Source organism: Kutzneria sp. NPDC052558, assembly GCF_044547355.1.
In the GTDB taxonomy this organism is placed as follows: Bacteria; Actinomycetota; Actinomycetes; order Mycobacteriales; family Pseudonocardiaceae; genus Kutzneria.
On record NZ_JBIUAG010000034.1, the window covers coordinates 25754 to 43954 of the forward strand.

16 protein-coding genes are annotated in these 18201 nt (G+C 72.8%); 10 read left to right on the forward strand and 6 right to left on the reverse strand.

Annotated elements, in window-relative coordinates:
* Positions 1–20: 20 nt before the first annotated feature.
* The 3 genes from ACIG5F_RS39875 to ACIG5F_RS39885 are packed head-to-tail and all read right to left on the reverse strand — an operon-like array spanning position 21 to position 4755.
* A complete protein-coding gene (locus tag ACIG5F_RS39875; RefSeq protein ID WP_396525277.1) occupies positions 21–3209 on the reverse strand; it encodes an amino acid adenylation domain-containing protein in 3189 nt (1062 codons plus the stop codon).
* Positions 3210–3244: 35 nt separating this feature from the next.
* Positions 3245–3451 (reverse strand): MbtH family protein, encoded by a 207-nt coding sequence (locus tag ACIG5F_RS39880; RefSeq protein ID WP_396525278.1) that lies wholly within the window; start codon positions 3449–3451, stop codon positions 3245–3247.
* A gap of 29 nt (positions 3452–3480) precedes the next feature.
* Positions 3481–4755 carry an MFS transporter gene (locus ACIG5F_RS39885; protein WP_396525279.1) on the reverse strand — a complete coding sequence of 425 codons (1275 nt, stop codon included), beginning with the start codon at positions 4753–4755 and terminating at the stop codon, positions 3481–3483.
* 216 nt (positions 4756–4971) lie between these two features.
* On the opposite strand from ACIG5F_RS39885, the gene ACIG5F_RS39890 reads away from it, so the two are divergent.
* The 6 genes from ACIG5F_RS39890 to ACIG5F_RS39915 are packed head-to-tail and all read left to right on the forward strand — an operon-like array spanning position 4972 to position 10637.
* A complete protein-coding gene (locus tag ACIG5F_RS39890) occupies positions 4972–5424 on the forward strand; it encodes a cobalamin B12-binding domain-containing protein (protein WP_396525280.1) in 453 nt (150 codons plus the stop codon).
* On the forward strand, positions 5421–6680 hold the full coding sequence (locus tag ACIG5F_RS39895) for a methylaspartate mutase (protein ID WP_396525281.1): 1260 nt from the start codon (positions 5421–5423) through the stop codon (positions 6678–6680). Before ACIG5F_RS39890 ends, ACIG5F_RS39895 begins: the two co-directional genes overlap by 4 nt.
* A 28-nt stretch (positions 6681–6708) precedes the next feature.
* Positions 6709–7713, forward strand: coding sequence for an asparagine synthetase A (locus ACIG5F_RS39900; protein WP_396525282.1), 1005 nt, complete (start codon positions 6709–6711; stop codon positions 7711–7713).
* Positions 7710–8987, forward strand: coding sequence for a glutamate synthase-related protein (locus ACIG5F_RS39905; RefSeq protein ID WP_396525283.1), 1278 nt, complete (start codon positions 7710–7712; stop codon positions 8985–8987). The genes ACIG5F_RS39900 and ACIG5F_RS39905 overlap by 4 nt, the downstream gene beginning before the upstream one ends.
* On the forward strand, positions 8984–10033 hold the full coding sequence (locus ACIG5F_RS39910; protein WP_396525284.1) for a branched-chain amino acid aminotransferase: 1050 nt from the start codon (positions 8984–8986) through the stop codon (positions 10031–10033). Before ACIG5F_RS39905 ends, ACIG5F_RS39910 begins: the two co-directional genes overlap by 4 nt.
* Positions 10017–10637: an RraA family protein gene (locus ACIG5F_RS39915; RefSeq protein ID WP_396525285.1), complete on the forward strand. Its 621-nt coding sequence runs from the start codon at positions 10017–10019 to the stop codon at positions 10635–10637. The genes ACIG5F_RS39910 and ACIG5F_RS39915 overlap by 17 nt, the downstream gene beginning before the upstream one ends.
* 115 nt (positions 10638–10752) lie before the next feature.
* Here the strand turns inward: ACIG5F_RS39915 and ACIG5F_RS39920 are convergent, their stop codons facing one another.
* A complete protein-coding gene (locus ACIG5F_RS39920; protein ID WP_396525286.1) occupies positions 10753–11043 on the reverse strand; it encodes a DUF4342 domain-containing protein in 291 nt (96 codons plus the stop codon).
* A gap of 122 nt (positions 11044–11165) precedes the next feature.
* Positions 11166–11900: a MerR family transcriptional regulator gene (locus tag ACIG5F_RS39925; protein WP_396525287.1), complete on the reverse strand. Its 735-nt coding sequence runs from the start codon at positions 11898–11900 to the stop codon at positions 11166–11168.
* Between the two features lie 69 nt (positions 11901–11969).
* Between ACIG5F_RS39925 and ACIG5F_RS39930 the strand changes: the two genes are divergently transcribed.
* The 4 genes from ACIG5F_RS39930 (at position 11970) to ACIG5F_RS39945 (ending at position 17318) form a co-directional block, all read left to right on the forward strand.
* Positions 11970–12335, forward strand: coding sequence for an ArsR/SmtB family transcription factor (locus ACIG5F_RS39930; protein ID WP_396525288.1), 366 nt, complete (start codon positions 11970–11972; stop codon positions 12333–12335).
* Positions 12332–12976, forward strand: coding sequence for a cobalt transporter (locus tag ACIG5F_RS39935; RefSeq protein WP_396525289.1), 645 nt, complete (start codon positions 12332–12334; stop codon positions 12974–12976). The genes ACIG5F_RS39930 and ACIG5F_RS39935 overlap by 4 nt, the downstream gene beginning before the upstream one ends.
* Positions 12977–13309: 333 nt before the next feature.
* Positions 13310–13702, forward strand: coding sequence for a hypothetical protein (locus tag ACIG5F_RS39940; RefSeq protein ID WP_396525290.1), 393 nt, complete (start codon positions 13310–13312; stop codon positions 13700–13702).
* Between the two features lies 1 nt (position 13703).
* A complete protein-coding gene (locus ACIG5F_RS39945; protein ID WP_396525291.1) occupies positions 13704–17318 on the forward strand; it encodes a DUF4157 domain-containing protein in 3615 nt (1204 codons plus the stop codon).
* A 56-nt stretch (positions 17319–17374) separates the two neighbouring features.
* Here ACIG5F_RS39945 and ACIG5F_RS39950 read toward each other — a convergent pair whose 3' ends face one another.
* Complete coding sequence (locus tag ACIG5F_RS39950) at positions 17375–18121, reverse strand: SDR family oxidoreductase (protein ID WP_396525292.1); 747 nt, start codon at positions 18119–18121, stop codon at positions 17375–17377.
* Between the last annotated feature and the right edge of the window lie 80 nt (positions 18122–18201).

The window sequence follows — 18201 nt, forward strand, 5'->3', positions numbered from 1 at the left end:
TCGGGGCGGATCGGGTGGGGTCAGAGGACGCCGAGGTCGGCTTCGACCTCGTCCAGCTCCTCCTGGCTGAAGTCCAGGAGGGACAGGTCGGACGGGGTCAGGCCGCCGGCACCGGGGCGCCGCGTGTGCTCGACGATGGCCGGCAGCACCTGGAACCAGGCCCGGGCCAGGTCCCGCGCGGCGGCCCTGGAGTGCACGCCGGCCGCCCAGGTCCAGGTGGCCCGCAGCACCGGCCCGGCGGCGGTGTCGTAGGTGGCCGCGTTGACCTCGATGCCATGGGCCATCGGCATTCCCGGCTCGGCGTCGTCCAGGCCGACCGGCAGTTCCGGGGCGATGGCGAAGTCGCCGGCCCGGCAGGCGGGGAACCGGCCGAGGTAGTTGAAGCCCAGTTCGGGCCGCTGGTAGACGGCCAGGGTGGCGGCGGACTCCGGGTCCAGCCTGCGCAGCGAGCCGAAGCCGATTCCCTTGTCCGGCACCGAGAACAGCTGTTCCTTGATCCGCTTGAGCGCCGCGCCGACCGATGGGCCGCCGGCCAGCACGTCGGCCGCCGGGGCGTCGCCGGGATCCAACCGGACCGGGAACACGGTGGTGAACCAGCCGACGGTGCGGGACAGGTCGGTGGGCCGGCCCGGCAGCTCCTCGCGGCCGTGCCCCTCGACCTCGACCAGCACCGCGCCCGGCCCGCGCCACTGGGCCACCGCCAGGGCGAGCCCGGTGAGCAGCACGTCGTTGACGGCACAGCCGAACGCGGCCGGCACCGCCGACAGCAGCGCCTCGGTCACGTCGGCGGGCAGTTCCAGGGTGAGCCGGCACTCCTCGGTCTCCACGTCCACGGCCGGGTCGAGCGGCCGGCCGCCGATGCCGGGGCTTGGCGTGCGCAGGGTGTCGCGCCAGTGCGGCAGCTCCGCCCGGCGAGTGGGCACGTCCGCGTGCAGGAGCTCCGACCAGCGGCGGAACGACGTGCCGACGGCAGCCAGCCTGATCTCCCGACCGGCGGCCACGAACCGCCAGGCGGCGGCCAGGTCGTCGAGCAGGATCCGCCAGGAGACGCCGTCCACGGCCATGTGGTTGATCACCACCGCCAGCCGCCCGGCCCGCTCGGCGCCGGCGTCGAACCACACCGCGCGGATCATGACGCCGTCGGCCGGCGACAGCTGGCGGCGGGCGGCGGCCACGTGCTCCAGCGGCCAGTCGCCGGTGACCTCGACTCGGTCGAGGCACTCAGCCGCGAGCACCGAGCCGATCGGGGTGACCTCGATGTCCCAGTCACGGGACACCTTGAGGCGCAAGGCATCGTGGGTGTCGATGAGGGCTTGCAGGATGGCGGTCAGCTGATCCTGACGCAGCCCGGCCGGGGTCTGCACGAGGACGGTCTGGTTGAAGCTGTCGACCGGGCCGCCGCGTTCCCGCAGCCGGCGCATGATCGGCGTCGGCCGCAGCGGGCCGGTGCCGTCGTCGGTCGGCGGCGCCTCGGTCGCGGCGTCGATTTCCTTGGCGTACAACGCCATTGCCTCGGCCGTCCGGTGACGGAGCACGTCACCCGGGGACAGCCGCAGGCCGGCCTGACGAGCCAGCGTGACCAGGCGGATAGCGACGATGCTGTCCCCGCCCAGCCCGACGAAGCTGTCGTCGGCAGCCACATCCGTGACGCCGAGCACCTCGGAGATGAGCCGGCACAGCACCGCCTCGCGCTCAGTGCTCGGCGCACGGCCGGTGCCGGAACCGGAGAACACCGGGGCCGGCAGCGCCCGGCGGTCCAGCTTCCCGTTGGGGGTCAAGGGAAGTGTAGAAAGGATCACGAACGCCGCCGGCACCATGTAGGCCGGCAGGGCAGCGGCGAGATGGTCCCGCAGCGCGTCCTCGTCCACCACGCCGGCCGGCACGACGTAGGCGACGATTCGCTTGTCGCCCGGCCGGTCCTCGCGGACGATCACCGCCGTCTCGTCGACCGTGGCGTGTTCGGTCAGCACGGCCTCGATCTCGCCCAGTTCGATGCGCAGGCCCCGGACCTTGACCTGCGCGTCGGCGCGGCCGACGTAGTCGAGCACGCCGTCCTCGCGCCAGCGCACCAGGTCGCCGGTGCGGTACATCCGCCCGCCACCGAACGGATCCGCGACGAACCGCTCGGCCGTCAGCCCGGGCCGATTGTGGTAGCCGCGGGCCAACTGCGCCCCGGCCAGGTACAGCTCGCCGACCACGCCAACCTCGACCGGCGCGAGGTTGGCGTCCAGGACGTGCAGACGCGTGTTCCACACCGGCGATCCGATCGGCACCGAGGTCGCCCCCGGCTCGGGAACGCAGCGCCAGCGGGTCACGTGCACGGCGGCCTCGGTCGGGCCGTAGACGTTGAGCAGGTCGGCGTCCAGCAGCTCGTGGAACCGCGCCCGCAGCTCCGTCGGCAGCGCCTCGCCGCCGCTGAGCACCTGCCGCAGGCTCGTGCACGCCCGGGCCGCCGGCTCGCGGACGAACGCCTGCAACATCGACGGTACAAAGTGGACGGTCGTGACCCGCTCGCGGCGCATCAACTCGGCCAGGTAAGCGGGATCCCGATGCCCGCCCGGCTTGGCCACCACCAACGCAGCGCCGGCGACCAGCGGCCAGAAGGTCTCCCGCACCGACACGTCGAACCCGGACGGGGCCTTGAGCAGCACCCGGTCGTCCGCGCCGAGCCGGTGCTGGTCCTGCATCCACAGCAGCAGGTTCACGATCGCGCCGTGGCTGACCACCACGCCCTTGGGGCGGCCGGTGGAGCCGGAGGTGTAGATCAGGTACGCCGGGTGCTGCGACGACAAGGACACCGGCTCGGGAACGGGATACGTGCCGTCGTCCGGCTCATCGAGCCGGATCACCGGCGCCACCTCCGGCAACGCCGCGGCGAGTGCCGACACGGTGAGCACCCGCAGCGGCGCGGCGTCGGTGAGCATGTAGCCGATCCGGTCGGCCGGGTAGTCCGGGTCGACCGGCAGGTAGGCCGCGCCGGTCTTGAGCACGGCCAGCTGCGCCACCACCAGCTCCACCGAGCGGGGAACCACGACCGCGACGACCGACTCCGGCCCCGCGCCGGCGGCGACCAGGCGGTGCGCCAGCCGGTCGGCCTTGGCGTGCAACCCGGCGTAGTCGATCTCTGCGCCCTCGAAGACCACGGCTGTGGCCGCGGGGCTGGCGGCGGCCTGCGCCTGGAGCAGCGCGGTGAGCGTGTCGGCGTTCATGGGTCCCATCCCGGTCTCTGGTCTTGGCGAGGGGGTCAGCCGCGGGCGGCCGCGAGGCTGGCCGGGCGCAGGTCGGTCCAGTTCGCCTCCACGTGGTCGAGGCAGGCCTTGCGGGTGTCCGGGCCGTGCGCGGTGCGCCAGCCGGCCGGGACGTCGATGTGCGCGGGCCACAGCGAGTGCTGGTTCTCGGTGTTGACCAGGACCAGGTAGCTGCCGTCCTCGTGCTCGAACGGGTTGGTCATCTCGGTTCGCCTCCCAAACAGTGGTTGAGCTATCGGGTAACGGGGGTCGTGGGCAGGTCGCGGCCGCGGGCCAGCGGGCCGATCAGCCGGACGCAGCGGCCCAGCACGCCCAGGCCGAGCAGCAGCCACAGCGCGGGCCGCACGCCGAGCTCGGCGCCGGCGAGGCCGCCGAGCAGCGCGCCGAGCGGGATCACGCCGAACTGCACGAACCGGGCGCTGGTGTAGACCCGGCCGAGCAGGTCCGGCGGGGTGTGCTTCTGCCGGAAGACGTTGGCGATCACATTGCCGGCCACCGTGCCGGCGGCCGGCACCAGCAGGCCCACCATGAACAACGCCAGCGTCCAGCCGCCGTCGGTGAGCGGGACGAGCAGCCCGAACGGGGTCGTGCCGACGGTGGCGATGAGCAGCCCGCGACCGGTGCCGAACCGGCGGGCCAGCCGGGTGGCGACCAGCGCGCCGAGAATGCCGCCGATGGCGTCCGCGGCGAGCAGGAACCCGACCGCGCTCGGCGGCGTCTGCACCGTGCGGACCAGGAACACCACCAGCAGCGCGTGGGTCCCGGTGAGCACGAAGTTGTCGATCGCCGCGCACGCGGTCAGCACCCGCAGGTAGCGGTCGCGGATCACGAACATCAGGCCTTCACGCACATCGGTCAGCAGCGGCCGGCGTTGCTTGACGACCGGTTTCTCCTCCCTGGCCCGGATCCGCAGCAGGCACACCGCGGACACGGCGAACGAGGCCACGTCGACCAGCAGGCCCGATGCCGCGCCCACCGCCTGCGTGATCACGCCGCCCAGGCCGGGCCCGGCGATGGTGGCGGCCTGGTCGCTGGCCTGGAGCTTGGCGTTGCCCTCGGCCAGGTCCTCCTTGGCCACCACCGACGGCAGAAACGCCTGGTAGGCGGTGGTGAAGAAGACCGTGGCCACCCCGACCAGCAGGGCCACCACCACCAGCTGGGTCATGGTGAGCGTGCCGAACACGGCCACCACCGGCACGCTGAGCAGCAGCAGCGCGGACACCGCGTCGCAGACCAGCATGGTGCGCCGGCGGGGCAGGCGGTCGATCAGCGCGCCGGCCGGCAGCCCGATCAGCAGCCACGGCAGCCAGGCCACCGCGTCGAGCACGCCCATCAGGAAGGTGCTGGCGTGCAGGGAGGTCACGGCGATCAGCGGGACCGCGATCCCGGTGACGGTGGTGCCCAGCCGGCTGGTCGTCTCGCCCACCCACAACATGCGGAAGTCGTGCTGGCGCAGCACTCCGCCGAACCGGCGGGGCTGGGTGGGCCTGGCCTCGGTGAGGGTCATCCGCTGCTCCTCGCTTCGTGCTGACAGCGCACAAAGCTAGGCGGGTCAGGTGGTCGGAACCGGCAGTTCGGCCGGCAGCCCGGCGGCGCTCCGGCCGCCGGCAACCGCCGGTGAGCTGCCGATCGTGCTGCCGCCGGCGACCGGCCGCGGTTCCTACGGTTTGGGCCACAACGACTTCGCCGGACCGGCCGGCGACCGATCCGACGAGGTTCGATCATGGAACTGGCAGACCCGAGATCCCCCGACAACCCGCCGCTCGACGTGCTGGTCAGCGGCCTGGCCTCGGACGCGCACACGTGGAACCTGGTGTACCTGCAACTGTTCCTGGAGGAGCGCGGCCACCGGGTGCGCAACCTCGGCGCGTGCGTGCCCGACGACATGCTGGTCGAGCAGTGCCTGCGGCACGACCCCGACCTGGTGGTGCTCGGCTCGGTCAACGGCCACGGCTGGCAGGACGGCGAGCGGGTGGTCCGCGCGCTGCGGGCCCGCCCGGAGCTGGCCGCGACCGCCGTCGTGATCGGCGGCAAGCTGGGCATCGACGGGCCGCGCGGCGACTCGCAGGCCGACCGGCTGCGGGCCGCCGGCGTCGACGAGGTCTTCGAGGACCACGGCGGCATCGCCCCGTTCCGGTCCTATGTGGACAGACTGGCCGCGCGGGTGCGGGCGTGACCGGGTTCGGCGGCTTCGTGGCCGCCGCCGCCCGCGCGGGCGAGCTGGTGGTGCAGCCGCGGATGGGGTTCGGCGACCCGGCGCGGATGCGCGCCGGCCTGGCCGCCACCCGCGCCGCCGGGGTACGGGCCGTCGGCACGCTCACCCTGGACAGCTTCACCCGGGTCGGCGAGCACGACAGCGTGCGGGCCGCGTTCGCGGAAGGCAAGCAGCTCAACGGGTATCCGATCGTGGACCATCCGCTCGCGGTCACCCGGTCGGTGCTCGATGGGCTGCTCGGCCCGGACTTCCCGGTGCAGGTTCGGCACGGTTCGCCCCGGCCGCAACGGATCGTGGCCGCGCTGATCGCCGCCGGGCTGGACGCCACCGAGGGCGGCCCGATCTCCTACTGCCTGCCCTACAGCCGGGTGCCGGTCGAGGAGTCGGTGCGGGCCTGGACCGAGTCCACCCGGATGCTGGCCGAGTTGCGGTCCACCGGCCGGCGCCCGCACCTGGAGACGTTCGGCGGCTGCATGATGGCCCAGCTGTGCCCGCCGGCGCTGCTGGTGGCGATCAGCCTGCTGGAGGCGGTGTTCTTCCGTCGGCTCGGGGTGGACAGCGTGTCGCTGAGCTACGCCCAGCAGACCCACCCCGGCCAGGACGCCGAGGCGCTGCGGGCCCTGCGGGAGCTGGCCGCGCGGTTCCTGCCCGACACCGACTGGCACGTCGTGGTCTACACCTTCATGGGGTCGTTCCCCCGGACGCCGGGCGGGGCCGCGGCTCTGCTGGCCGAGGCGGCGCGGATGAGCGTGCGGGGCGGGGCCGAACGGCTGATCGTCAAGACCGTCGCCGAAGCCCATCGCATCCCCACCGTCGAGGAAAACGTCGATGCGCTGAGGATTGCCGCGGCCGCCGCGGCCGCGCAGCCCTCGACACGGACAACGCCCGAGGACACCGGAATCGCCGCGCAGGCCACGGCGATCGTGGAAGCGGTGCTGGAGTTGGATGCCGACCTCGGGGCCGGCCTGGCCCGGGCGGTGACCACCGGGCTGCTGGACGTGCCGTACTGCCTGCACCCGGACAACGCCGGCCGGACCCGGGCCACAGTGGACGGCGCCGGCCGCTTGCAATGGACCCGCATCGGCGGCCTGCCGCTGCGCGGGCTGGCCGAGACCGGCGGCGAGCCCAACACCTCCGGCCAACTGCTGCAAGCACTGTCCTATTTGGAACGCAAGTTCGACGACGCCGCGCTGGAGCGCGAGTGCGTGCTCACCTGAATCGCCTACCAGACAAGGAATCCCCGTCATGGATCTGATGCGCACCGACTCCGCCCCCGAGCTGCCCGGCAGCCCGCGTGAGCACCTCACCGCCGAGACCACCCGGGCGGCGCTGCGCGTCCAGCACGTCATGCTGGACGCGGCCCGCGCGTACCTGACCGAGCAGGGCTGCACCGAGGTGCTGCTGCCGATCATCGGCCCGGTCACCGATCCCGGCGCCCGCGGGGCCAAGCAGGTCGACGTCGACTACTACGGCCACCGGTACAAGATGATGACCAGCGCGATCCTCTACAAGCAGGCCGCGCTGACCACGTTCGACCGGATCTTCTGCATCGCGCCCAACGTGCGCCTGGAACCGCTGGAGACCGCCAACACCAGCCGGCACCTGGCCGAGTTCCACCAGATCGACGTCGAGCTGTCCGGCGCGTCGCGCACCGAGGCGATGGCCGTGGCCGAGGGGGCGGTGCGGGCCATGGTGCGCCGGGTGATCGAGACCGCGCGCGCCGAGCTCGATCTGCTCGGCCGGGACCCGGACGCGTTCGCCGACCTGCTGGCCGAGCGCTTCGAGTCCCGCACGCACGCCCAGGCGATCAGCGACCTGGCCGAGATCGGGCACCGGCAGAACCCGGACGCCGAGATCGACTGGCAGGGCGAGGCGCTGCTGTCGGCCAAGTCCAGCCGGCCGTTCTTCGTCACCGACTATCCCAAGGGATCGCGCGGCTTCTACGACCGCGAGAACCCGGAGCAGCCCGGCTACCTGCGCAACTTCGACCTGCTGGCCCCGGAGGGCTACGGCGAGCTGGCCAGCGGCGGCGAGCGCGAGCACGACTACGGCGCGATCATCGCCCGGATGCGGGAGACCGGCGAGAACCCGTCGAAGTACCGCTGGTACCTGGACATGGTCCGCGAGGGCATCCCCGCGTCGGCCGGGTTCGGCCTCGGTCTGCAACGGGTCACCCGCTACATCGCCGGTGTCGACCACGCCTGGCAGACCGTGGCCTTCCCGAAGGTGCCGGGAGTGGTGGCGCCGTGAGCACCCTGCACGCGGGCGGTTTTCCCGAGGACCTGGTGCGCGACCGGGCCCGCCGCGGCGGCGCGGCCGTCTTCCCCGATCAGGCCGACTACGGGCACGCGCTGCTCGGGGCCAGCCCCGAGTCGGCCCCGCCGGACGCGCTGGACGCCGCCCGGATGGTGCCACCGGTGTTCATGCCACGCCGGCTGGAGAAGCTGATCGACCTGGCCCGGGAGCCGCTGCACTCCGACGTGGACCTCGCCACCGAGGTCGGGGGGTTCCGCGCCGCCCTGCCGCTGTACCTGTCGGCGTTCGGCTCCACCCAGGTCGCCAGCGTCAACCTGGGCACGGCCGCCGCCCGGCAGGCCGGCGAACTGGGCATCCCGATGGTCGTCGGGGAGAACGTGGTGCCGGTCAACGGTTATGGCCGGCTCGACGACGCCGGCGGCCGCGGGCTGCGGGACCGGATCGCCGCCTACGCCGACAGCGTCGCCGACGGGGTGGGCGGGGTCGCCGTGCAGCAGAGCACCGAGGACGCCGACGCCGAGGTGTGGAACCTCGTCTACAGCGACCCGTCGGCGCTGCCGCTGCTGGAGTCCGGCCGGCTCGCGTTCGAGCTGAAGGTCGGCCAGGGCGCCAAGCCGGGGCTGGGCGGGATGACCGTGGTCGCCGCCGAGGCCGCCGACCGGTTGGCCGAGCAGTTCGCCCTGGAGCCGGTGTTCGGCGCGGACGCCGACCGGGTGCTGCGCTGCGCGAGCCCCGGCACCTTCACCGATGAGATCCTCCGCCAGCAGATCCGCTTGATGCGCAACAACTTCCCCCGGGCCAAGGCCTGGGTGAAGCTGCACCCCGGCCGCGACATCGCCCACGCCGCCGCGGTGGCCTGGGCCGCCGGCGCGGACGCCGTCACCGTGGACGGCGCCGAGGGCGGCACCGGCTGGGCCCCGACCGCGTTCCTCGGCGGGGTCGGCCTGCCGCTGGCCGAGTGCCTGCGCCGAATCGGCGTGCCGGCCGGCTGTCTGCTCGTGACCGGGCGGGTCTGGGAGGGCCTGCGCGCCGCCAAGTGCCTGGCCGCCGGGGCCCGGGCCACCGGCCTGGGCCGGGCCGCGCTGATCGCCGTGCACGAGGACCCCTCGCGGGGCCTTGTTCGGCTGGTCGAGGCGCTGGCCCTGGAGCTGCGGCTGCTGGTCAGCGCCATGGGCAAGTACCGGCCCGCCGAGCTCGACGCCGAGGACCTGTGGCACCCCAACGCTTCTGAACCGACGTTTCCGCAACTGGAAGGGACCCCGCGATGACCGCCCTGCTCGAACCCACTGCCAAGACCAGCCCCGGCCACGGCGCCGCTTTCACCCCGAGCATGTACTCACTGAGCTACTCCCCCGACCGCGGCTGGCACGACGGCCAGCTGCTGCCGCTGGCCGATCTTTCCCTGCACCCGGCGACCATCGGCCTGCACTACGCCCAGGTGATCTTCGAGGGGATGAAGGCGTTCCGCCAGCCCGACGGCGGCGTCGCGGTGTTCCGTCCGCTGGACAACGCCCGCCGCTTCAACCGGTCCGCCGCCCGCCTGGCCATGCCGGCGCTGCCCGAACAGCTTTACCTCGACGGCGTGGACCAGGTCGTCGCCGCCGACCAGGGCGAGCTGTCCGACGACCCCGACCACAGCATCTACCTGCGGCCGCTGATGTTCGGCACCGACGTCAACCTGATGCTGCGCCCGTCGGAGAACTACCGGTTCCTGGTGATGGCGTTCGTCGCCGGCGGCTTCTTCGGCGACAAGGTCGAGGCGGTGTCGGTGCTGGTCTCCCGCGAGCACACCCGCGCCATGCCCGGCGGCACCGGCGACGTGAAGTGCGCCGCCAACTACGGGCCGTCGTTCGTGGCGCAGCGCGCCGCCCAGGAGGCCGGCTGCGCCCAGGTGGTGTGGCTCGACTCGGCGGAGCACCGCTGGATCGAGGAGATGGGTGGGATGAACCTGTTCTTCGTACGGGGCAACACCATCCTCACCAGTCCGCTCACCGGCACCCTCCTTCCCGGCGTCACCCGCGACTCGCTGCTGCGCATCGCCGCGCGCCTCGGATACGGGGTGGCCGAGACCAAACTGTCGGTGGACCAGTGGCGCGCCGACTGTGCGTCCGGGGCGATCAGCGAGGTGTTCGCCTGCGGCACCGCGGCCGTGGTTACCCCGGTCGGCGCGGTTCGCGACCGCGACGGCGACTTCGCCGTCGGCGACGGCGGGATGGGTCCGGTGACGGCGCGGTTGCGCCGGGCCCTGATGGACGTGCAGCAGGGCCGCTCGGCCGACGTGGACGGGTGGTTGCACCATGTCCGCACCCGCTGATCAGTCCATTGTGGACCGACTGGCCGGCGTCACCACCGCGCACGTGGCCGACGCCTGCGTCCGGGCCGGGGTGCCACCGCGGTTCGGCCCGACCGGAACCCATCCGGTGCGGCCCGGCACCCGGCTCGCCGGCCCCGTCGCCCCGATCCGGTTCGGCGGCAGCGCCCGGCTGCTGCGCTCCGCCATCGACGCCGCCGCCCCCGGCGACGTGCTGGTGGTGGACAACGGCGGCCGGCTCGACGAGGCGTGCGTCGGCGACCTGATGGCGGCCCACGCTCTGGGCGCCGGGCTGGCCGGCATCGTCGTGTGGGGCCTGCACCGGGACACCACCGAGGTCCGGGAGATCGGTCTGCCGGTCTTCAGCCTCGGCTCCATCCCCTGCCGGGCCCAGCGCGCCGTCGTCGATCACCCCGACCCGCTCTCCTCGGCCGTGGTCGGCGCGCACACCGTCAGCCGCCAGGACACCGTGCTGGCCGACGACGACGGCGTGCTGTTCGTGCCCACCGCGGATCTCCGGCGTGTCCTCCCGATCGCCGAAGAGATCCGCGACGACGAACAGCAGCAGACCCAGCACCTCGTGTCCCCGCCCACCCGGCGCTCGTGACAGCCATCACTCGCTGTCCCGGGCAGTGTCGCCGGCCGCTCCCGAGATCGACCTCGGGAGCGGCCGGAAAGGCGCCCACAGATCCAGCGAGGCCCCCAGTGGCCGGCGCCGGCCGTTACGCCCGCTCGGCGTCGACCGTCGTCGCGGGCTGGGCGCCGGCCTTCCGGCGGTCCTCGATCTTGATGTCGCACTTGCCGACCAGGGCGACGCCGGCGCCGACCGTGGTCGCCACCGGGGCGACCAGGGCCGCGACCAGTCCGAGCGCCGCCGGCACCTCCAGCACCACGTCGTCCTTGTTGTTCCGCACGACCACGCGACGGTTGATGCCCTCGCTGACCAGCCCGCGAACGGCGTCGACCACCGAGTCGACGGTGGTGCGGGCGTGCTCGGACTTGGATTCGCTCATGACTCTCCTCGAACTGTGGCTGTCCCCTTGACCCCTCCAGCATGCCTGCCGCCGGGCACTACGCCATCAGGGTTTTCCCCTGAACTCACGACGGCCGCCCGGTGGTCACGCCGTAGGGCGGCCTACATGACGACTCCTCTCATTCCTTCTGCCTGGAACACAGGCCGCCCGAACACCTCGGCCACCAACGGCGCGGCCTCCGCCGGCGCACGGACCTCCAGCCGAAGCTGTCCGTCGACGAAATGCAGGGACATGTCGAAAAAGGCACAGCATCGCTGCTCGGCCGCGGCCAGCTCCGCGACCTCACTGGCCAGCGTGGCCGGCAACTGGATCCGCAAACCGCCGGCAATCACCTCTCGGCCATGCGCATTGCTCAGCACCCGTCGCCACCGCTCCAACCGCTCGGCCCTGTCCCCGCCGGTGAGCGTGCACGCGATCGGTGTGACGTCGTCGCGATCACCCAGGTACCCGCACCCCGGCTCGCAGCGGCCGGGCCGGGGTGGCCCGTCGATCTCGGCCAGCGCCGCCCGCAGCCGCCCGGTGAACGCCGCCGACTCGGCGGCCCGCTGCTCGGCGTCGGCGATCCGGGCCAGCACCATCGGCCGCAGGCTTGCCCGCACGTCCACGCACAGACCTTCCTCCCAGACCCGCAACAGCTCGCGGATCTCCTCCAGCGGCAGGCCGAGCCGCTTGCCCGCGCCGATGAACCCCAGTCGCTCCACCGCGTCCTCGCCGTAGAGCCGATACCCCGACTCCGACCGGCGCGCCGGCAGCAGGCCGGCCTGCTCGTAGAACCGCAGCGTCGTCGGCCGCACCCCGACCCGTTCGGCCAGCTGGGAGATCCGGAGGCTGTCCATGCCGGCACGGTAGACCTTCGACTCGACTCGAAGGTCAAGCCACGCACCTTCTGCCGCTATCATCGTCTCGTGTCGATAATAGCTACGGATGCCGAGGTGGAGCGGGCAGGGCTCGCGCCCGCCGCCGCCCTGTTCCGGTCGTTGGGCGACCCGGGCCGACTGTCGATCCTGCGCCGGCTGGCCGTCGGGCCGGCCCGGGTGGTGGACCTCGTCGACGTGCTCGGGCTGGCCCAGTCGACCGTGTCCAAGCACCTGGCCTGCCTGCGCGACTGCGGCCTGGTCGACTCCGAGCCCGTCGGCCGCGCCTCGCTGTTCCGGCTCACCCAGCCGGCGCTGATCGAGATGTTCGCCGCCGCCGAGACCGTGCTGGCCGCGACCGGCAATGCGGTCGCGCTCTGCCCCAACTACGGCACCTGCACGGAGGACCCGTCATGACGGAGCAGGCGCACGACACCTGCTGCGCCCCGGTCGAACGGGACTCCGACTGGCATCGCGCCGCCGGGCACGCCCGCCTGCTGTCCTGGTTGTCGCTGGCCTACATGGCCGCCGAGGGCGCGATCGCCATCACCGCCGCGATCATCGCCGGCTCCGCCGCCCTGCTGGGCTTCGGCCTCGACTCCGTCATCGAAGGCCTGGCCAGCGTGATCGTCGTCTGGCGCTTCACCGGCGCCCGCACCCTCTCCGCGACCGCCGAGGCCCGCGCGCACAAGGCCGTCGCCGTCACCTTCTTCCTGCTGGCCCCCTACATCGCCTATGACGCGATCACCACCCTCCTGGCCGGCCGGGCCGCCGCCACCAGCCTCCTCGGCATCGCCCTGTCGATCGCCAGCCTCATCGTCATGCCCCTACTCGGCCTGGCCAAGAAACGCCTCGCCGTCCGCCTCGACTCCGCCGCCACCGCCGGCGAGGGCACGCAGAACCTGCTCTGCGCCTACCTCGCCGCCGGCGTCCTGGTCGGCCTGCTCGCCAACACCCTGTTCGGCCTGTGGTGGCTGGACCCGGCAATCGCCCTGGGCATCGCCGCACTGGCCGTCCGCGAAGGCGTCGAGGCCTGGCGCGGCGAGGACTGCTGCTGAACCCAGCGGCCACGACTTCGGCTTCAGGTGGACGTTCGCCGGCGGACCAGCACCGCGCCGTCGCGCGAGGAGATGGCCCGCCACGGGCTCTCTGGGCGGCCGCGGACGAGCCAGATGCCCCGCCATACCGGAAAAGCAGCGAAACAGCGCTCGCGCGGATCATCGCCCGCATCATCCGGGGCCGATCGCGCGCCGTCGTGCAGTGCCCCGGCAGGCAGTGGAAGGCTCCCGGTCATGCCGGCGGCATTTCAGGCGGAGGCTCGGTTCACCCGAACGGCCGAGGGTGACCGGCCGGTGACGGCCGGGCGACGGAGGCGGTCCTACGCTGCGGCCATGTCGAGTCGCCTGCCGATCTGGATCGTGCTGGTTCCGGCGCCGCCGGAGCTCGCTCGGCCCGCCGTGCTGGGCATGTGGACGGCGGATGACGCCGATCCGCCGGCGGAGGGTGTGCTGGCCTTCCACGCAGGCTCGGGCGGGTACTCGGCGGTGTCCACAATGGACCCGATGTTGACCGAGGCCGACCACGAGCTGGGCGTGTGGTTGTCGGCCGGCTACCGGAAGCCGGTGTACGCCCTGCGGCCGCACGACGTCTACGAGGACGCGGTCGAGGGAATCGACGAGTTCCGGGACGGGCGGCCCACCGGGATCCGGGCCGGCGACCCGTACGACTTCGCGGAGGGCCTCGGAGTGCGGCTCCCGCGCCCGGACTGGACGACCGAGGGTTGACGTGCACGCGCACGAGGAGCCGGCGAAATCCGAACAGACTCCTTTCGGCGCGCTGGTGCGGGCCTTCGAGGCCGGCACCGGCGAGGATCTGTCCGACGTCCACGTGCACGACGGCCCGGACGCGGCGGCCGCCGCTCAGCAGCGCCATGCCGCGGCGTTCACCACCGGCGGCGGGATGTTCTTCGCCCGGGGCCGATTCGCGCCGGACACGCCGAAAGGGCGCGGCCTGCTCGCCCACGAGCTGACCCACGTCGTGCAACAGCGCAGGGCAACTGCTGACGGGGGCACGGGTGTCGCCGCCGAGGACGAAGCCCGTTCGGTCACCGAGGCGCTGGCGGCGGGACGGCCGTTACCCGGGATCCGCGCCCACGCCGGCTCGCCCGTGCAGGACCAGGACGAAGACGAGGACTCACCGGACATTCCGGCGCCCGGATCCAGGCAGACCACCACCGCCGGCGATCCCGACGACGGCCCGCTGGCCGACACCGGCGTGCCGGCCGACTTCCCGATCCGCATCGCCGCGGCCGAGCCGGACCAACTGGTCGTCCCCGGGCTCGCCACCCGCGTCCAGATCGCGAACCGCCTGTTCGGCACGCCGGCACGGCAGGCGGACTTCGACGTCGTGCCCTCTACCCAGACCCACGCCGCGCAAGGCGTGCAGGAACAGGCGATCCGCATCCGCGACGGCCGCGGGCTGGCCCCGGGTCCGGCCACCCAGCTCAGGTCGGCGCTGGAGTCGGCGCTGACCGCGGACGTGGACTGGACGGTGCTCACGCTGTCCCAGCGGTTCATCAACGACAGCGACGAGTGGAACCTGGTCGAACGCTGCCTGCGCTGGTCGCAGCGGTCCGCCTTGTACGACACGGCGGGCAGGCAGTACTTCGACCGCTACCTCGACGCGCTGTCCGGCCGCAGTCTCACCTCACCGGGCCTGTTCTCGAACACCACCCACACCGCGCTGGAGTGGCTGCTCATCGAGACCGGCTCGAAGGCAGAGCAGATCCGCAAGGCGATGCAGCTGCGGTCGAGCAGGTCGGCCGGCTACACCGTGACGGACACCCGGCCCGAGTTCGCCGTGGGCGACGTGGTCGGACGGTTCTACTGGGCGTCGGGCAGCGGACTCCAGCTCAGAGTCGCCGGCACCATCGCCGACGAGCCGACGCTGGAGCGGGCCGAGACCGCCACGCGCAACGCTCCGTACCTCGGCCTGCGCATCGTCGTGCCCGGCGGCAACGGCCGTTTCTACGGCTACCGCCTCTTCTACCCGACACTCGACCCGTTGATCGTCCCGCCCGAGGACGACGCGGGCGGCCACTTCTACTGGTACCACCCCGGCACGGTGTTCATCAGGGCCAACGAGTTCCGCCCGGACTTCCCGGCCGGCGACGCCGCGCACCGCGGCCAGATCCTGGCCGCGGCACTGTCCACTCCGGAGCCTCGGCGCGCGCAGGCCGTGCTCGGACTGGACTTCGACGTGCTCGCGCAGGCCACGGTGGAGCAGCGGGTGGCATTGATCGACATCGCGGTCCGCACGCCGGCCGCTGACGCCGCCGCCGGGCTGGTCGCACGCGTGCTGTCCACGACGTCGAGCGCGGATTTCCCGCGGCTGGAGCAGCGTATCTCCGCCGGTCCGCTGTTGAACCTCCTGCTGTCCATGCCGATCGCCGACATCGCGGTGTTCGGCCGGCTGTTCACGGTGCGGGCGCTGGGCGCGATGACCTACGACGCGGCCGGGTTGCAGCGGATCGAGACCTTTCAGCTCGGGGAGGACTCGGCCGGCGTCATCCACGCGGCCTTCGGTGTGCCCGTCCCCGCGCAGGACGGCCGGAACGCGATCGTCTTCCAGGTCCTGGTCAGCCACAGCATGACGGATCCGTTGCGTGAGCAACGCCGCTCACGCCCGTTCCGGCCGACCGAACTGGTGCGCATCGAGGTCGTCGGCGCACGCCCCCAGACGCAGATCGTGACCGCTCTGGAGGCAGCCGGGCTGCTCGGCGGCGGCGCCACGGCGATCGCCGTCCGCCGTATCACCCAGTACCAGCAGGTGCTGATGTGGGCGCAGGCCGGAACCGGGCTGGCGCGAGCCTTCGGCCCCGCGCTCGCCTCGGGACTCGCGCAGGGCGGGTTCCGTGCCGGGCTGGCCGCCCTCGGAGCCGAAGCGGCCACCCAGGGCGGACGCGTCGCCCTCCGCCAGTTCGCCTTCCAGGCCGCGCTGCTGGGCAGCATGCAGGTGGTCGACGCCTACCGCCAGGAACTGGGGCAGACCGCGGCCGGTCGGGATTTCCTTGCCGCCTATGACATCGCGATGGGCGTGCTGGTCGCGCGCGATGTGTACCGGCTGCTGTCCTCGGGTCTGCTCACCGAGGTCGGTCGGCTCGGCCGGCTGGCCGTCGCGGCGGTGGGGCAAGCCGGCGCGCGCGCCCTCGGCCGGGCTGTCCAGGAGTTCGAGGCCCTGACCCTGGCATGGGGCCGGTTACGCCCGGGCGAGCTGGTCGAGGTCGCGCTCGCCGATGGAACGCGTGCGCTCCAGCCACGCGATCCGCAGCGGTTCACCGCCCTTTACATGCAGGCGCGGGCCGAGGTCGCCGGTTCCCGCCTATTGTCCACGCTCACCGCGGCCGGGCAGCGGACCGCGGCCGCCGAGCGGGTGGTGCCCCTGCTGCAACAGATCGCCGCCAGGGACGCGCAGGCCGCCAAGCACGTCACGGCCGTGCTGCGCGCCGCGGCCGAGCTGGCCCCGGCCTCCGTCGACGCCTTCTTGTCGGCGATCGAGCAGGTGCTGCGGGCCCGGCCGGCGTTGGAGGCCGAGCTCACCGGCTTCCTGCGTGCCGCCACCCGGGAGGGCAACCCGATCGCCTACCTCGCCGACGTGCGGTGGCTCGTGTCGCAGCACGCCATCTCCGACGACGCGGTCCGGGTGTTCGCGCAGAAGGCCCCCACCCGGTACGCCGTCGACCTGGCCTGGTTGCGCACCACCGGGTTGACCCCGCAGGACATCAGTCGTCTCGGCGCCGACCCGATCACCAAGTGGAACGAGTTCCGGCGGGCCGCCCTGGCCGCCGCCGACCTGTCGATTCCGCTGGCGGACCGGCGGGAACTGGTGATCAGGGCGTTGACCAAGACCCGAGGGATCGCCGCCGAGCTCGCGGTGGACGAACAGGAGGCCGCCGGCGGCATCGTGCCGGGCCATCGCATCTCCGGCAAGCAGGTGGAGATGGGCGACTCGATCATCGACTTCGAGGTCGCGCCGACCGGTCGCACCGGGCAGACCCGGGGGTTCGAGGTCAAGGGGCACAACCTGAACCGCTGGCGCGAGCTAATGAACGCGTGGGATCGCCGGGCCGCCACCGACCTGACCAACACCGAGCGGGGATTCCTGCGCAATCTGGCCGGCATCGGACGCCAGCTCGCCGACGCGGCGGCGGCCCGTGGTGGCCGAGCTCCCTTCCTGGGCGTCACCTCCCAGCTGAACGCGCCCACCCGGGCCCGCCTGACGGCCTGGCTCGCGACGGAGGCGCCGCCCGGCACCCAGCTGATCTTCGTGGACGAGGCGCGGATCCAAGCCGTGTACAAGCGACTACAGACCGCGTTGCACCTTGAGGTTCCCGCACGCTGAGAAGAACCCGCCGGGGCGGCATGGTCAACGGTCGTCGGGACCGGCCCCGAGGGCGGTCAGACGGCCAGGCCGGCGCCGCCGGAGACGAGGATCTCCTGCCCGGTGACGTAGGCGGCGTCGTCCGAAGCCAGGAACGCGACGGTGCCGGCGATGTCCTCGGGGGTGGCGAGGCGGCCGAGCGGGTTCTTCTCGGCCAGGGCCCTCATCGCCGCGGCGGCGTCGCCGGAGAGCGTGCGGAGGGAAGCGCGGGTCATGGGGGTGTCGGTGAAGCCGGGGCTGACGGCGTTGATCCGGATGCGGCGGGGGGCGAGTTCGAGGGCGAGGGTGGGGATCATGGCCAGGAACGCCCCGTGGGAGCCGGCGGTGACGCTGTTGCCGGTGAGGCTGCGAGTGGCCCCGATGCCGACGGTGACGATGACGGAGGCGCCGTCGGAGAGCAGGGGCAGGGCCTTGACGAGGGTGTGGAACTGGCCCTTGGTGTTGACGGCGAAGACGTCGTCGTAGGCGGCCTCGTCGTAGGTCTCCAGCGTCATGGGACGGCTGACGCCGGCGTTGAGGAACAGGGTGGTGAGGCTGCCGAATCGGGCGCCGACGTCGGCCACGACCTGGTCGGTGTCGGCCAGTGAGCGGGCGTCGGCCTGGAGGACCAGGACCTCGTCGGGCAGCTCGGCCCGGGCCTGGGCGACGCTCTCGGGGCGTTGCCCGGTGACGGCGACGCGGTAGCCGCGCTTGCGCAGAATCTCGGCGGTCGCCTTCCCGATACCGCTGGTGCCGCCGGTGATCAGGGCTGTACGTGCCGACATGGTGATCACTCCACTGTGGTGGTTCGCGTGGCCTGCCTGGACGAGATGGTCCAGTTGGCTGACGCTAACCCGGGTGCGGC

Coding starts and splice junctions, on each gene's coding strand:
- ACIG5F_RS39875 (WP_396525277.1), bottom strand. CDS start 3,209: ATGAACGCCGACACGCTCACCGCGCTGCTCCAGGCGCAGGCCGCCGCC.
- ACIG5F_RS39880 (WP_396525278.1), bottom strand. CDS start 3,451: ATGACCAACCCGTTCGAGCACGAGGACGGCAGCTACCTGGTCCTGGTC.
- ACIG5F_RS39885 (WP_396525279.1), bottom strand. CDS start 4,755: ATGACCCTCACCGAGGCCAGGCCCACCCAGCCCCGCCGGTTCGGCGGA.
- ACIG5F_RS39890 (WP_396525280.1), top strand. CDS start 4,972: ATGGAACTGGCAGACCCGAGATCCCCCGACAACCCGCCGCTCGACGTG.
- ACIG5F_RS39900 (WP_396525282.1), top strand. CDS start 6,709: ATGGATCTGATGCGCACCGACTCCGCCCCCGAGCTGCCCGGCAGCCCG.
- ACIG5F_RS39910 (WP_396525284.1), top strand. CDS start 8,984: ATGACCGCCCTGCTCGAACCCACTGCCAAGACCAGCCCCGGCCACGGC.
- ACIG5F_RS39915 (WP_396525285.1), top strand. CDS start 10,017: ATGTCCGCACCCGCTGATCAGTCCATTGTGGACCGACTGGCCGGCGTC.
- ACIG5F_RS39920 (WP_396525286.1), bottom strand. CDS start 11,043: ATGAGCGAATCCAAGTCCGAGCACGCCCGCACCACCGTCGACTCGGTG.
- ACIG5F_RS39925 (WP_396525287.1), bottom strand. CDS start 11,900: ATGGACAGCCTCCGGATCTCCCAGCTGGCCGAACGGGTCGGGGTGCGG.
- ACIG5F_RS39935 (WP_396525289.1), top strand. CDS start 12,332: ATGACGGAGCAGGCGCACGACACCTGCTGCGCCCCGGTCGAACGGGAC.
- ACIG5F_RS39940 (WP_396525290.1), top strand. CDS start 13,310: ATGTCGAGTCGCCTGCCGATCTGGATCGTGCTGGTTCCGGCGCCGCCG.
- ACIG5F_RS39950 (WP_396525292.1), bottom strand. CDS start 18,121: ATGTCGGCACGTACAGCCCTGATCACCGGCGGCACCAGCGGTATCGGG.